We start from the raw sequence: 15,756 nt of genomic DNA on the forward strand, positions 1-15,756 counted from the left end.
AATCCCTCTTAAACAAGCTTATGATGACAAGCAACAAAATGGTTAGGCGCAATTTCTTCCCACTCAGGAACTACATGTTCACAAATTTCTGTACAGTACTTACATCTTGTATGGAACTTACATCCTTTAGGAGGATTAACAGGGCTTGGTATATCACCCTCTAGCACAACCAGATCCTTCTTGCTGTCAGTTGTAGGTATTGACTCAAGAAGTGCCCTAGTGTATGGATGCGCAGGTGAAGCAAATATATCATCAGATGACGCAAGCTCTACAAGATTACCTAAATACATAACACCGATTCTGTCTGAAATATATTTTACAACAGAAAGATCATGTGTAATAAACAGGTATGTAAGGTTCTTTTTCTCCTTAAGCTCCTGTAAAAGGTTAAGGATCTGTGACTGAATAGAAACGTCAAGAGCTGAAACAGCCTCATCGCACACTACAAACTTAGGATTAACTGCAAGGCTTCTGGCGATACCGATACGCTGTCTCTGTCCACCTGAGAACTGATGAGCAAATCTGTGTACAAAGTATCCTGCAAGTCCGCAATCTTCCATGATCTTAATTACTTCATCCTGCATACGCTCATTGTTGCCCTTGCAGAACTTATGAGCCATAAGTCCCTCACCGATAAGTGATGCAACAGTCATTCTGGGATTAAGTGATGAATACGGATCCTGGAAAATGTACTGGAGCTGATTTCTGATAAGACGAACTTCATTGTAAGAAAGTCTTGCAAGATCAATTCCTTCATCACGTTTCTCTTCATGCTTGGCAAAATCAGGGTTACTTCTGTAATCTGCACGAAGAGCTTCTATTCTCTTATCTATCTCAGCTATTGAAGCCTTATCTGCATCAATAGTATTCTTAATAAGATCTGCTTTAGCCTGAAGTGAAGCTAGCTTATTCTTTTCTTTATCTGTTGCTTTATCGGCTTTTTTATTAACTACATACTCAAGCTCATCAGCATTAAGCTTTGCAGTTTTATGCTTCTCAATGTCCTTGTTGAGCTTTTCACATGCTGCATATCTCTCAGTATAGATTTTCTCAACAGGTGCAAGATCATCAGCAACAATAAAACCACCAATAAGATTAACTATATTGAGATAAGAATCTTCTGCTGTTTTTTTCTTGGCTGTAAGGTCTGTATGAAGGTGAAGCTTCTTATCATCCGGAGCTTCATCATATTCTTTTTTAGCCTTATCATACTCAGCCTGATGCTCATTCATCTTCTTTCTGAGCTTTGTAAGGTTTGTAACTGTCTTTTTGACATATTTAGGAGCAAGCTCATCAAGTGATGCTCCATAATACATTGTCTTTCCACCGGTCTGGCGATAGAGCTGTAAAAGTGTTCGTCCAAATGTAGATTTACCACATCCTGACTCGCCAACAAGGCCAAGTGTCTCGCCTTCATAGATATCAAGTGAGATACCATCATTGGCTTTTACATACATTCCCTTTTTGGCAACAGAGAAATACTGTTTTAAGTTTGTAATTTTTAGAAGGACTTTATCATTTTGTGGCATGACGATCCTCCTTTCTTGCATAGAAGCATCTTACCTGCTGGCCTTCACGAACCTTAATAAGTGGTGGTTCTTCATTGAGGCACTTCTCTGTTGCATATTTACAACGAGGTGCAAACTTACATCCCTTTGGAAGCTTAAGCGGGTGAGGTACTGCGCCCGGTATAGCATCAAGCTTCTGGTTTGAAGGTGTATCAAGTCTTGGAATTGATATCATAAGTCCTTCAGTATATGGATGTGAGAACTCTGATACGTGGAAGATTGTCTCTGCGTCTGTAAGCTCAACAACCTGTCCGCAGTACATAACTGCAACCGTATCAGCAATCTGTCTAATTACACCAAGATCGTGTGTAATGAAGATAATTGATGTATTATACTCACTCTTAAGATCATTCATGAGCTTAAGGATCTGGGCCTGAATTGTAACATCAAGAGCTGTTGTAGGTTCATCAGCAATAAGAAGCTTGGGCTTGCAGGCGAGAGCCATGGCAATCATAACTCTCTGTCTCATACCACCTGAAAGCTGGTGTGGATACTGCTTTGCTACGATGTGAGGATTAGGAATCTTAACATCTGCAAGCATCTCTACAACCTTTGCAGCTGCTTCTTTTTTATTCATACCCTGGTGGATAATGAAAGGCTCACTTACCTGTCTTTCTATAGTGAAGACAGGATTAAGGCTTGTCATAGGCTCCTGGAAAATGACAGAAATATCATTACCACGAACCTTGTACATTTCTTTTTCCGAAAGCTTCGTGAGATCTCTGCCATCAAACATGATCTCACCGCTATCTATATATCCGTTGCCGTCAAGGAGCTGCAAGATACTCATTGCAGATACGCTCTTTCCGGAACCGGACTCTCCTACTACGCCAATGGTCTTTCCTTCATCAACTGAGTAAGAAACGCCATTAACTGCTTTAACTATTCCCTTTTTTGTCCTAAAAAAGGTATGTAAATCTTTTAATTCTAATAAAGCCATCTCTTACACTCCCTTACTTATCACGGTCAGATTTTGGATCCATTACATCTCGCAGTGTATCACCTACGATATTGATACATATACAGGTAACTGCAAGGAAAATAGATGTAAATACCCACTGCCACCAGTAATTCTTGATAATAGTTGAATTGTTCGAACCACTCAGCATGTTACCCCATGTAGGTCTTGGATATGTAACACCAAATCCAAGGTAACTAAGTGATGACTCTGTAAGCATACATGTCGCAAAATCAAGTGTAAGTGTAACGAAGATGATTGAAACAATATTGGGAAGGATGTGTCTGAAAGCGATTCTTCCTTCCTTAACACCCATAGCCTTGGCAGCTGTAACATATTCATTCTCACGTGCTACAAGAACCTGTCCTCTAACCATTCTGGCAAGTCCTGTCCATGTAAGAACACCAAGGATGCACATGAGAATAAATATCTTCTTATTCTCAGAAATATCCATCTGTGCCATAACAGCAGACAAAATAAGTGCAAACGGTAGGAACGGTATAGCTGCAAAAACTTCTGCTATACGCATGAGAACAATATCTACAGTTCCTCCAAAATATCCTGATAAACAACCGACTACAATACCAATAATAGTTGAAATGATAACTGCCACAGCACCGATAGTCATGGTCATCTTTCCACCCTGGATAATACGCTGGAATATATCAGCGCCATATCCGTCTGTTCCAAAAAGATAACCCTTAAGTCCCCATTTTCCAACAAGAGAACCATTTGAATCTACAGCATAACTCTGGAAAGCTCCGGCAAATACCTTTGCAGTCTTTCCATCAACTTTTGTAGGGACATCTGTCTGTTTAAGTGTTGAGCCTCCCCATGAAAGCACTCTTCCCTCTGATGTAAGCGCAGTATAGTGATATGTTCCTGCTTCTATCTGAACTATTGTTTCACCATCATGAAGAGCTGGCATTGCAACTGAATCAGATGGGAAATTTCCGGCAAAAAAGAGACTTCCGTCACTAAGCATTCCGCAAAGATGATTGTTTGTAGCATAAATTGAAACAATCTTTCTCTTTCCAAGGAACTTTTTAGAAGACTTACCTGCCTCATTTATATTGGAACGATACTGATCATAAAGTCCTCTTTTTCCTGTGTAGATTGAAGTTCCAGCATCTGTAATACCAACTATATAGTTAAGAGTAAAATCTATATCTGTAAGATCATCTTTGTCAACAAAGCTGCTGATGTTCTGATATGCATTGGCATTACCCCAGATATAGAGCTTGCCATCATTCATAAGAATTGCTGTGCACTGATATCCGCAAACAAGTTTTTTGATATTAGCAACATCAATAGTTCCATTTACAAGCTCATCTGGCATAGGAATGATGTTTTCACCTGCTGATGCTGCAGTAGATGCAGCAACATCTGTTTCATCAGAACTCTCCGATACTTCTTCATCTGCTGATTCTTCACCTTCTACAGACTCAGCATCTTCAGTTGTAGCTCCTGCTTCTTCAAGAATAGCCTGATCTTCTTCACTTACTGATTCCTCAGCTTCTTCAAGCTGCTCAAGGACTTCCTTATCAGTTGTGATGTACTGACCATGCTTATTGGAACCCCATCCGTAAACCTTACCGGATTCGCTGATTGCAATTATATGATCTATACCTGCTGCAACATAGCAAATTGTGTCATTCTCAACAGCTTCGGGAATATCACTAATATCGATTCCTGTTGTTCCAAGCTGTGTAGCTCCCCAAACATATACATCTCCTGAATTGGAAAGACCTACTGAAAAACTACCATAGCTGTCGATCATCTTTATATCATTTTTCAGTCCTGAAGGAACCTTCATCATACTCATTGTAGGAGCTACGTTTTTCTGAGTAACCTCTGTATATGAGTCATAATAGTTAGGCATGAACAGTGGCCCGAAGAAAACCAAAAGGAACATTAAGATAACTACGATCATAGCTCCAACTGCAAGTCTTCTCTCAAGGAAGTTCCTTACTATCTGCCCTATAGGACTTACTACTTCTTCTACATCAATGGAGTCTGCAAGGTCTCTGCTTCCTCCAAAAAATACTCTGCGAACCCAGCCGCTCAAACGGCCAAAAAAATTCTTTTTCTTCATATTCTCACTACTCCTTAGGCGCTTACTCTGACTCTTGGGTCAACAAGTCCATATACAATATCAATTATCAGGTTGCCTATGAGAGAAATAGCAACATAGAAAAGCTGCATAAGAATAACCACATCGAAATCCTGTGTTCGCAGTGATGATATCATAAGCTTACCCATTCCATTTATGCCAAATGTAGTTTCAAAAATAAGTGAACCACCAAAGATACCAAGAAACCATCCAACTACCAAAGTAACAATTGGGATAAGTGCATTTCTCCAGGCGTGAGAATATATAACTGCCTTTTCTGTAACGCCTTTAGCTCTTGCAGTTCTGATACAGTCAAGTGACAGAGCATCGATCATAGAAGCTCTAACATATCTTGTCATTGAACCAAGGGAGCAGAAAGTCATTGTAATAAGAGGAAGTGCCATATAATACATTCTGTCAACAAACCACTTCCAACCTGTATAGTTACTTCCTGGAGTCTTCATTCCACTGGGAGGGAATATTCCAAGAAGGGAACAGAATATCCATACAAAAAGAATTGCTGTTACAAAAGTAGGAAGTGAATAACCTATAATAGTAATAACCTGCATGGCCTGATCACCTTTACTTCCCTTATGCACGGCACAGACAATTCCTAACGGAATTGTTATTCCAAGAGCTAGTATAGTTGCAAATATATTTATAAATATGGTGTTTTTCATAGGTTCTTTAACAACATTAACAACGTCATCCTTAAGCTCATATGAATAGCCAAAGTCACCCTGTAAAAGACCTGAATATTTGCCATAATAGTTGGGCATCAACCCTACCCAACGAAGATATCTGACTGCCATATTATTGGTATCTGTTCCATATTGTCGCTGATACTCCAAATACATTTCATCAAACATCTTATCTTTCTCTTCATCAGAAGCATTACGCAGACGTGTCTTCTGTGCTGCCATATCAGCTTTAGCATCTGTATATGCTCTGTTATTGGGAACAAGATTATATATGAGGAATAATAAAAACGACAAAACTACAAGTACAACTAACATGTAGCCTATTCTTTTAAGTACATACTTTCCCATAGTCTAAACCTCCTAAAAAATTCTATATATAAACCATCTGTAATCAATTTGCAGATAGGAGTATTCAAATTCAAACAACAAATAATCTATATAGCGAAAACAATCTTTAAACCGACAATAATCCACGGTTATGGTTCCATTCCCATAACCGTGGATTGTCAGTCAGTTACCTATATTAACATAATCCTACCGAAACTTCTAGTAGAAAATTAGTTCCAATAAATATCTGCCTCGTCCTTGATATACCAGTTAGAGTTATCATCGTACATACCGGGATTAATTGTTGCATAGAATGCATCGTCATATACAGCAGATGTAAATCCTGTTGCAAAGTTAAAGCATGTGTACATAGGTGTACCGCTGTAGTAACCATAAACCTGCTGCTGATAGAATTCATCAAGCATAGGACCGAAGTCACCGGTTGTCTTCTGAACTGCAAAGCCTGCTGCTGCAATATTGTCATTCTGCTCAAATCCGGTTACAAGAAGATCTGAGAACTCGTTGTCAACAGTACCGTACCAGTTAAGTACGAGTGGCATGTAATAATCACCGTCAATCTCTACAGTCTTGTATGCGCCGTCAATAGACTGATAGTTCTTGTCGTTTTCTGTAGCATACTCGCCTGAAATTTTCTTATAACGAACGCCTTCTGTGTACTCGCCACCTTCTGCATTGTATACCCAGCCATCGTTCTCGAGGACTTCGATAGCTGAATCAACAGAAGTATCATATGTGTTAAGAAGCATTCCCTGATCTACAGCTGCCTTGTACATCCAAGATCCTGTGTAGTAAGGTCCGTCAACAACTCCGCCGTAACCACCTGTGAAATCCTTAGCAAATGTTGCTCTGTCCATGCAGTATGCAACAGCCTGACGAACAGCTGTATACTGAGCTGGGCCATAGTCACATCTGAATCCAAGCTTACCGTAGCCTGCTCTTGAATAATGTGTATAAGCATAAGCTCCGTTTGAACCATCTGCAAGTGCTACAGCTTCATCTGTTGCTGAACCACCTGTAATACCTGAAAGAAGATCGATTCCACCTGACTTGAAGTCCTCAAGCTGTGTCTCTGCAATAACTTTCTTAAATACAATCTTCTCAATAGAAGGCTGTACTCCTTCATAATTGCCTTTGAAGTATTCATTCTTTACAAGCACAGCAGACTTATCACTTGCATCAAATGACTTAACTACATATGGACCTGAATATGGATATGTTTCATCAGCATTATTTGCTGAATCTGTAATATGAGAAGCCATTACGTAACTATCACCATTCTTTGCATAGAAATCTCCTGTGATGTATACGCCTTCTCCATCATCAGCTATATCGCAATCACCAAACCAAACTTCCTTAGCATATGGTCTGAAGTAATCAAACTGAAGATAAGCAATAGAATAGAAATAAGGAAGATACTGCGCATCAATAGTTATTGAAAGTGTGTAGTCATCAATAAGTCGAAGACCGCTCATAACCTTTGAAGCTCCATCGACACCATCGTTTGTGCCATCATAAGCTGCAAATGCTTCATAGCCTGCTTCATATAAAAGTCCCTTATGATCCTTTCCTGCTGCTTCTGCTGCAACAGGTGTTGAGAATGCCAATGGGAAATAGAAGTAGTTTTTAGCTGTTACAGCTGATCCGTCAGAGAACTTAAGATCATCTTTAATCTTGACAGTATATGTCTTTGAACCATCCTCATTGTCTGTTTCTTCGAAACTGTCAACTACGGTATCATTTATCTGATAAGCACCCTCTTTGTTCATAGCAACCATTTCAAGTCCATTGGTAAGCTTCTGAATATCAAGGTCAGATGCTCCGGGATTTGTGCCACCGAAAGCTGCATATCTGAATTTACCTGAAAGATCTGTTGTATCACCGAGGATAATTGAGTTATCTTCCTTTTCAGATGTCCAGTCAATAACAGCGTAGCATGGCTGCCAATATGGGTTTGTAGGATGCTCTTCTACGCCCTTGATCTGTGTGTTGTAAACATCATAGTACTCATTGGAGTAAAGAGGAATCTCAGGAAGCATATAGTTCCAACGTGTAATGAAATACTTCCACCACTCAGCATATACTTCATCTTCTGTAGCGAAGTCTGTTCCTTCTGTAGATGTGTTATAAACCATAGCCATTGAAAGGAAATCAAGACCAAGTTCATAAGTCTCTCCATCTACATTAAGATAAGCAAGACCTGTTTCCTCATCCTCTGTTACGTCAGCGATTGAGATCTGCTTGCCAAACTTGTCGTAAAGTGAAATGTAATCAGCATTCTCACCATACTCTTTTCCGTTCAGTTCCTGAACTGATGATGGAAGATCAGCAGTTGAAACAACTTCTTCTGATTCTTCTGTTTCTGTCTCTGCAGCTGCTTCTGTAGAAGCTTCTTCAGTAGCCTGAGGAGCTGCAGGTGTCTCTGTAGCTGTATTACCGCAAGCTGTTAATGAACCGGCTACCATAGATAAAGCTAAAAGAGACGCAAGTGTCTTTTTTTTCATATTTCTACCTCCCGCAAAATTTATATGTAAACGCGCAGTGTTTTTCTGACACGTACATATGTCTTTACATAATTTACAATTTTAAATCGGTAAAACCAATATTGCAACATAAGTTTTCAGATACCGGCTTATTAAAAATCTATTTCTTCATATAATAAAAAGTTATCGAACCTTTCTCTTTGTATTAATGAAGGATTATCAGACTTTCTCTCTCATATTTTTTGCAAGTTCATCTATTGTGCCATCTTTAAATGGGCTCTTAAGTCCAACCTCGGCCAGCTCATTTTCATAGAAATCTCTGGTTGAAAGCTTACAAAGCTGTAAATAGTGATTCCAGGCATCCTTAAAGTCCTTGTCCATCCATACCTTGAACTGCATTGCAACAACGCTTGCAAGAACGTAATCAATATAATAGAAAGGATTCCAGAAAATATGTCCCTGTTTCTGCCAGAATCCGCCTTCGTCAAAGAACTCATCCCCATCAAAGTCAAGCCATGGTCTGTATGTCTTTTCAAGCTCTTTCCAAACCTGCTTTCTCTCTAAAGGAGTCATCTCGGGCTTGTCATAAACAATGTGCTGGAACTCATCTACCATACATCCGTAAGGAATAAATGTGATTGAATCCTGCAGATGCATCTTGAGATAATCATCTGATCTGTCACCAAAGAACTTATCCATCCAGCCGTATGTGAAGTACTCCATTGACATAGAATGGATCTCAGCTGTTTCCATAGTAAGATCATTATTTTCAGGAGTCTCGTCATTTCTGGTCACATAACCCTGAAAGGCGTGTCCGCACTCGTGAGTTATAACATCTACATCTCCGCTTGTTCCGTTGAAATTAGCAAAAATAAACGGAGCTTTATATTTAGGAAGGAAGTCCATATAACCGCCGGCTTTCTTGGTCTTTCTTCCAAGGACATCAAAGAGCTCGTTTTCCATCATAAAATCAAAAAACTCTTTTGTCTCAGGTGAAAGCTCTGAGTACATTTCCTGTCCTGCCTTCATGATTTCTTCAGGTGTTCCGACAGGTGCAGGATTGCCATTTTTAAAGAAAACGTCATTATCATAGTACTTAAGATTTTCTACGCCAATCTGAGCTTTTCTCTTCTCCTGAATCTCACAAACAAATGGTACAAATGACTCTTTTATCTGCTTTCTGAAATTCTCAACCTCAGCTCTTCTGTATGCATTTCTCTGCATGCGGTTATAGCCAAGTTCTACGTAATTTTCATATCCAAGCTTTTTAGCCTGCTCAGTCCTGTTTTTTACAAGCTTATCATAGATATCATCAATCTCATCGGTAACAGAAAGGAAATACTCTGAAAGAGCCTTCCATGCACGCTTTCTGGTGTCTCTGTTCTCATCTGTGAGCTTTTTACGAAGAAGTGAAATATTGTACTCTTCACCGTCAAACGGAATCTTTGCAGAAGCAATTACCTTATCATACTTACTGATAAGTGCATTTTCTTCCTGCATAAGAGGAAGGATCTCTTCACTGATAGAGTTGTTGGCAAGTTCTATGTTCTTGAAAAAGATCTTGTTAATCTTCTCTTCAAGAAATTCACGATACGGAGATTCAAATAAAACCTTTTTGTACTGATTCTCATAATTGGAAATCAGTGGCATTACTTCATCTGCATAGTCATTCTCTTTTGAGTAATACTCATCGCTTGTATCAATATTGTGCCTGAACACCGCCAAAGTAAGCTCTGTAAAATAGTCAGCTCTGAAATCTCTGTATTTTTGATGGAGCTGCAGCTGTTCTTCGCCACTTTTTGCATTCTTACTGTCTTCTATAAGTTTTTCATAAAAAGCCTTAATATCATCCATATCCGGACGCTTATACGGCATCTGCGATAATTTCATCATTTATGTAAACCTGCTTTCTGAACTAATTATTAAATTTTTATAAATTACATTTTTTCATTATACTTTATACATGTCAATTTAGCAATAGAAAGCGTTGAATTGTTAAAATATATCAATCCAATCTATCGACCTATGGGTGTAAAATTAATCTATTGCCGATATCACGTATTCTTATATACTATAATATTATGTTAACAAGTTAATGTGATAAATTGCTAAAGACCAAAAAAATAGTATTCTGGCTTAAGCAAAATGCTTAGCCAAAATACTATTCCTAATCTACACAGTGACTTTAATTATACTGTTTTCAAGCTTTATCTTTTATCAGTTCTTTACGATCATCTTGCCGCCACGCTTAGATACTACATCAAAGATAACAGCCGCCAAAAGGACAACACCTTTTACAACCTTCTGCATGTTGGCATCCACACCCATAAGTGACATGCCAAGGTTTATAACACCCATAAGAACCGCACCAACAATAACCCCCGGAACTGTTCCGATTCCGCCGTAAGCAGATGCTCCGCCTATAAAGCAGGAACCGATAGCATCCATCTCATAGTTCTGACCGTAAGTCGGCTGAGCGGATGTAAGTCGTGCAATTGTTACCATTCCGGCAAGAGCTGCCAAAAAGCCCATATTGGTATATGCAAGGAAATATACTCTGTTTGTATCAATACCGGAAAGCTTTGTAGCCTTTTCATTTCCGCCAACTGCGTAGAAATAACGTCCAACTGTTGTATTACTTGTGATGTAGCCATATATGATAACAACCACAAGAACCCATATAAGAACTGTAGGAATGCCTTTATGCTGAGCAAGCTTATATGCAAAAGCAATTATTACTCCCGCAAGAATAACAATCTTACCTCCAAAGGCAAAAACGCTCTCAAGTTCATAGCCGTTTTGTTTTTTCTTTATCCTACTGAGAATCTGTAAAAGAACAAGTGCTGATGCTGCCAGAATACCGCCGAATAAACATGTGAGATTTAAGCTGCCGTTCCCGATAAAATCATGTATATAACAATCTGCTCCGCCACCAAATAAGTTTACAAAGGTTGTCTGATCCTTGATAGAAACTGTAAGACCATTAAGTACTACGTTTGAAAGTCCTCTAAAAGCAAGCATTCCTGCCAGTGTAACTATGAAAGGAGGTATTCTTACAAACGCGATCCAGAATCCCTGAAAGGCTCCTATTGCTGTTCCGATAAGGATCATTACGATAATTGTAAGCCATACCGGAGCCCCTACATTTACCATCAAAAGAGCTCCTATTGCTCCTACAAAGCATACCACCGATCCAACCGACAGATCGATGTTTCCACCCGTTAAAATGCAAAGAAGCATACCTGTAGCAAGTATAAATACATATGCATTCTGTGAAATCAGGTTACTTACGTTCATGGGAAGAAGAATAGCTCCTCCTGTCCTCCATGAAAAAAACGCTACTACTATAATCAAGACTATTATCATGGTGTTTTTTTTCAAAAACCCCAGTACATTCTCCTTGTTCATATCTTTCCTCCTATAACACCAGTTTATTATCCTACTAAGGCTGACCGGATGCAGATACCGTAACTGACCAAAATATGGCCGTAAACGCTAGTCATCTCCTATTAGCCTGCTGTCTGCAATATTTTAGCCATTATTTTTTCCTGTGTAGCTTCCCCGGCATCAAGTTCACCGACAATCTTTCCTTCATTCATGACATATATTCTGTCTGACATTCCAAGAACCTCGGGAAGTTCCGAAGAAATAAGTATTACAGATTTTCCCTCTGCAACAAGCTGATTTATAATGCAGTAAATTTCATATTTTGCTCCCACATCGATTCCTCTTGTAGGCTCATCAAGTATTAGAATATCCGGATTCGTGAACATCCATTTTGCCAAAAGAACTTTCTGCTGATTACCTCCGCTCAAATTGCCCACATGCTGCTCAACAGAAGGTGCTTTTGTTTTCAGTTTTTCCTTATACTCTACGGCAACAGAATACTCTTTATGTTTATCGATTACCGTTCTTTTACTTACCGCCTCAAGATTGGCAACTGTAGTATTGATTTTTATAGGATTGGAAAGAATAAGTCCATTGCCCTTTCTGTCCTCTGTCACATAGGCAAGTCCGTGTCTGATGGCGCTCTTTACCGTATCAAGCTTTACTTCTTTTCCGTTTATAAAGATCTGTCCCGTGATGTTTTCACCATAGCTCTTCCCGAAAATACTCATGGCAAGTTCGGTTCGACCTGCTCCCATAAGCCCGGAAATACCTAAAACTTCACCTTTTCTTACATTAATATTTACGTTATCCACAACTTTTCTGTCTTTATATAAAGGATGGTAAACATTCCAGTTCTTAACTTCCATGCTGATTTCACCGATATGTGACTCTCTTTTGGGGAATCTGTCTGAGATTTCACGTCCAACCATTCCCTTGATTATTCTGCTCTCAGAGAAATCATCTTTTCCCTTTGTAAGAGTCTCGATAGTAGCACCGTCTCTGATAACCGTAATCTTATCAGCTACGTAAGACACTTCGTTTAGCTTATGTGAAATAATAATGGAAGTAAGACCACGTTCTTCTTTTAGCCTTAGCAAAAGATCAAGCAGCGCTCTGGAATCTGTCTCATTTAAGGACGAAGTGGGTTCATCCAAAATAAGAAGCCTTGCTCTTTTTGACAGGGCTTTAGCTATTTCAACAAGCTGCTGTTTACCAACACCAATATCCTTTATCAATGTCTGGGTACTTTCACGCAGACCAACTATATCCAAATATCTTCTAGCCTGTTTATTGGTTTCATTCCAGTCAATCTTAAATTTTTTCCCTCTTTCATTGCCCAAAAACATATTCTCGGCAATAGTCATATAGGGAATCAGTGCGAGTTCCTGATGAATAATTACTATTCCCTTCTCCTCACTATCCTTTATGGCTCCGAACTTGCATACCTCACCGTCATAAACAATATCACCCTCATAAGAACCATATGGATAAACACCACTAAGCACATTCATCAGTGTGGATTTTCCGGCGCCGTTTTCTCCAACAAGCGCATGAATCTCACCATTTACAACTTTTAAATTTACGTTGTCCAATGCTTTCACACCAGGAAAGGTCTTGGTGATATTTTTCATTTCCAATAATATCTTTTCCAATATTGCCCCTCCTCCTTTTTAATCTGATTAAGCCGTATTCTCAAACAGGCTCCGAAATTAAAGTCAAATGCTTTTTTCTTAATATAAGGCGGGCCATAAAGACCCGCCTTAAGCTTAAATTTAATTACTTAAGATCGTCTTCAGAGTAGTAACCTGAGTCAATTAAGAGTTCTTTATAGTTGCTTGCATCAGCAAATACAGGTTCGCAAAGGAATGAAGGAATAACGCCTGTTCCGTTGTCATATGTTGATGTATCGTTAACAGGAGCTTCTGAGCCCTTCATGATAGCATCAACCATCTCTACAGTCTTAGCCGCAAGTGTACGTGTATCCTTAAAGATTGACATTGACTGCTTGCCTGCGATCATGTTCTTAACGTTTGCAACGTCACAGTCCTGACCTGTAATGATTGGCCAATCACCTGTGTAGTTTGCTTCAAGAGAGTTTGTAACACCAAGAGCTGTTGAATCGTTTGAGCAAAGAACTGCATCAAGCTTTGTTCCGTTTGCATAGTTGGCAGAAATAATGGCATCCATTCTTGACTGAGCATTTTCTGTTGACCAGTTTGCTGTAGCAACGTTATCGAAGTCCTTCTGACCTGACTGAACTACGAGCTTGCCTTCGTCGATGTACTTGTTAAGTACGTCCATAGCGCCGCCGTAGAAGAATCTTGCATTGTTATCACCGGGATCACCTGTGAAGATTTCAATATTAAACGGTCCTGCAGCATTATCAAGATCAAGCTGATCTCTGATGTACTCGCCCTGCTTTGTTCCAACCATGTAGTTATCAAATGTTGCATAATATGAAACGGCATCCGAGTTCATGATAAGACGGTCATAAGCAATAACCGAGATACCTGCCTCCTTGGCCTGTGCAAGAACTGTTCCAAGGGAATCACCATCGATAGATGCAATTACAAGAACCTGAGCTCCTGAGCTTATCATGTTCTCAATCTGAGAAACCTGAGTTGCGATATCATTTGATGCATACTGAAGGTCTACTTCATAGCCTGCTGCCTTAAGCTGTTCTTCCATGTTGGCGCCATCCTGATTCCATCTCTGAAGATCCTTGGTTGGCATTGCAACACCGACCTTACCGCCACCCGCTGCAGTAGTATCTGCAGGTGTCTCTGTTGCTGTCTGTGTTTCTGTTTTCGTCTCGGTCTGAGCTGCACTGTTGTCAGTCTGTGTTCCGGCAGGCGCTGAGCTCCCACATCCAACCATAAGTGATGCTGCCATAGCCATTGAAAGAACTGCACTTAATAGTTTTTTCTTCATTTCTTTTCCTCCCACAATAGTTTGTTAGTATTATTTGCAGAATGTTATCTGCTCTTTACGAAAGTCATTCTAGCATCTGACAAGCAGGAGTAACTTACGATTTCTAGCACATTTTTATTATTAAATTTTCGTAAAAAAAACTGTGCTAGCATTTTTTTGCAAGCACAGCTTTATATTTTCAAAATATTGCTATTTCCTTATTCAGGCATCTTTGAAGGAACATTTAAGTAGACATCTTCCTTTAAATGAAATCCACTCTTTATTATGACTTCGTCTATATTATCTTCCGTCACGCTGACAGGCTCTATCTTTAAATATGGTATCTCTTTTTCTCCGTCCACATAGACAGATAATTCATCCTCCGAAAGAACTTCTTCATTTGCCAGTTTAACTGCGGACTCGGCAGCCTTCTGGGCCAGCTTCTCTATCGGTTTATACACCGTCATAAGCTGAGTACCTTCAACAATCCTCTGGCAAGCCTCAAGATCTGCATCCTGCCCTACAACCATTTTTTTCCCGGCAAGTCTCTTTTCAGAAAGAGCATGGACTACCTTGCTGGCAAGATCATCATTGCCACACATAATGGCATCTGCACGGTTTACCAGATCCATGTGATCATAAATATACTCACCTGCAAGTTCTGCCCTCCATCCATCGGCATGAAATACATCAAGAACCATGTTGGTATTTTCTTCCATTACCTTGCCAAAACCATTTTCAACCATTGGAACATTAAGATCTGTGGGAGAGCCGCACAACATAAGCACTTTACCCCCAATAAGACCTTTTTTCACAAGAGCTTCTCCCATCATTTCCCCGACTTTTTCATTGTCAAAAGAGATGTACAGATCGGCATCAGCTCCACTGATAGGTCTGTCATAGGCAATCACCTTGATTCCCTCTTCCCTTGCTTTATTTACGCTATCCAAAATAGCTTCGGAATCAATAGTGATAATGACAATGACATCCATGTTCTTTTTTATAAAATATTCAATCTGCTGCTTTTGCCGATTCGGATCACCGTTGGCATTCTGGACATTCACTTCTGCCCCAAGCTCTTTTGCAGTAGATACGAAAACATCCCGATCCCTTTGCCATCTCTCTATGACGAAAGAATCAAAACACATCCCGATCTGAACTTTTCCCGTTTCATCGTCAGCTTTATAGTCTTCACTCCCGGCTTTGTCCCCACACCCACTTGTAAAACAAACCAGCATTAAACTTATCAGTAAACAGCCAAGTAGATTTTTGTATTTTTTCCCCATCG

At 39.6% G+C, this 15,756-nt stretch carries 10 protein-coding genes; all 10 read right to left on the minus strand.

Annotation, left to right across the window (positions count from 1 at the left end; all coding sequences use genetic code 11):
- Positions 1 to 8: 8 nt before the first annotated feature.
- The 10 genes from J6O61_RS08940 to J6O61_RS08985 all read right to left on the minus strand — a co-directional run bounded on the left by J6O61_RS08940 (position 9) and on the right by J6O61_RS08985 (position 15,754).
- Entirely contained in the window at positions 9 to 1,529 is a 1,521-nt protein-coding gene (locus tag J6O61_RS08940) for an oligopeptide/dipeptide ABC transporter ATP-binding protein (RefSeq protein ID WP_292212132.1), read from the minus strand.
- Positions 1,516 to 2,508 (minus strand): ABC transporter ATP-binding protein, encoded by a 993-nt coding sequence (locus tag J6O61_RS08945; protein WP_074885747.1) that lies wholly within the window; start codon positions 2,506 to 2,508, stop codon positions 1,516 to 1,518. The genes J6O61_RS08940 and J6O61_RS08945 overlap by 14 nt, the downstream gene beginning before the upstream one ends.
- Positions 2,509 to 2,521: 13 nt before the next feature.
- The gene (locus tag J6O61_RS08950; RefSeq protein ID WP_292212135.1) at positions 2,522 to 4,621 is read right to left on the minus strand and encodes an ABC transporter permease subunit; all 2,100 of its coding nucleotides are present in this window, start codon (positions 4,619 to 4,621) and stop codon (positions 2,522 to 2,524) included.
- A 14-nt stretch (positions 4,622 to 4,635) separates the two neighbouring features.
- Positions 4,636 to 5,688, minus strand: a complete 1,053-nt coding sequence (locus tag J6O61_RS08955; protein WP_292212136.1) for an ABC transporter permease — start codon at positions 5,686 to 5,688, stop codon at positions 4,636 to 4,638.
- A gap of 209 nt (positions 5,689 to 5,897) precedes the next feature.
- On the minus strand, positions 5,898 to 8,189 hold the full coding sequence (locus tag J6O61_RS08960) for an ABC transporter substrate-binding protein (protein ID WP_292212138.1): 2,292 nt from the start codon (positions 8,187 to 8,189) through the stop codon (positions 5,898 to 5,900).
- A gap of 198 nt (positions 8,190 to 8,387) precedes the next feature.
- Positions 8,388 to 10,058: a M3 family oligoendopeptidase gene (locus J6O61_RS08965; protein WP_292212184.1), complete on the minus strand. Its 1,671-nt coding sequence runs from the start codon at positions 10,056 to 10,058 to the stop codon at positions 8,388 to 8,390.
- Positions 10,059 to 10,385: 327 nt separating this feature from the next.
- The gene (gene mmsB / locus J6O61_RS08970) at positions 10,386 to 11,576 is read right to left on the minus strand and encodes a multiple monosaccharide ABC transporter permease (protein ID WP_292212139.1); all 1,191 of its coding nucleotides are present in this window, start codon (positions 11,574 to 11,576) and stop codon (positions 10,386 to 10,388) included.
- A gap of 101 nt (positions 11,577 to 11,677) precedes the next feature.
- Positions 11,678 to 13,210: a multiple monosaccharide ABC transporter ATP-binding protein gene (gene mmsA / locus J6O61_RS08975; protein WP_292212141.1), complete on the minus strand. Its 1,533-nt coding sequence runs from the start codon at positions 13,208 to 13,210 to the stop codon at positions 11,678 to 11,680.
- A 124-nt stretch (positions 13,211 to 13,334) separates the two neighbouring features.
- The gene (gene chvE / locus J6O61_RS08980) at positions 13,335 to 14,489 is read right to left on the minus strand and encodes a multiple monosaccharide ABC transporter substrate-binding protein (protein ID WP_292212142.1); all 1,155 of its coding nucleotides are present in this window, start codon (positions 14,487 to 14,489) and stop codon (positions 13,335 to 13,337) included.
- Positions 14,490 to 14,686: 197 nt separating this feature from the next.
- Positions 14,687 to 15,754: a sugar ABC transporter substrate-binding protein gene (locus J6O61_RS08985; RefSeq protein WP_292212143.1), complete on the minus strand. Its 1,068-nt coding sequence runs from the start codon at positions 15,752 to 15,754 to the stop codon at positions 14,687 to 14,689.
- Between the last annotated feature and the right edge of the window lie 2 nt (positions 15,755 to 15,756).

Origin of the sequence: Butyrivibrio sp. (genome assembly GCF_017635265.1) — a bacterium.
GTDB lineage: Bacteria > Bacillota > Clostridia > Lachnospirales > Lachnospiraceae > Butyrivibrio.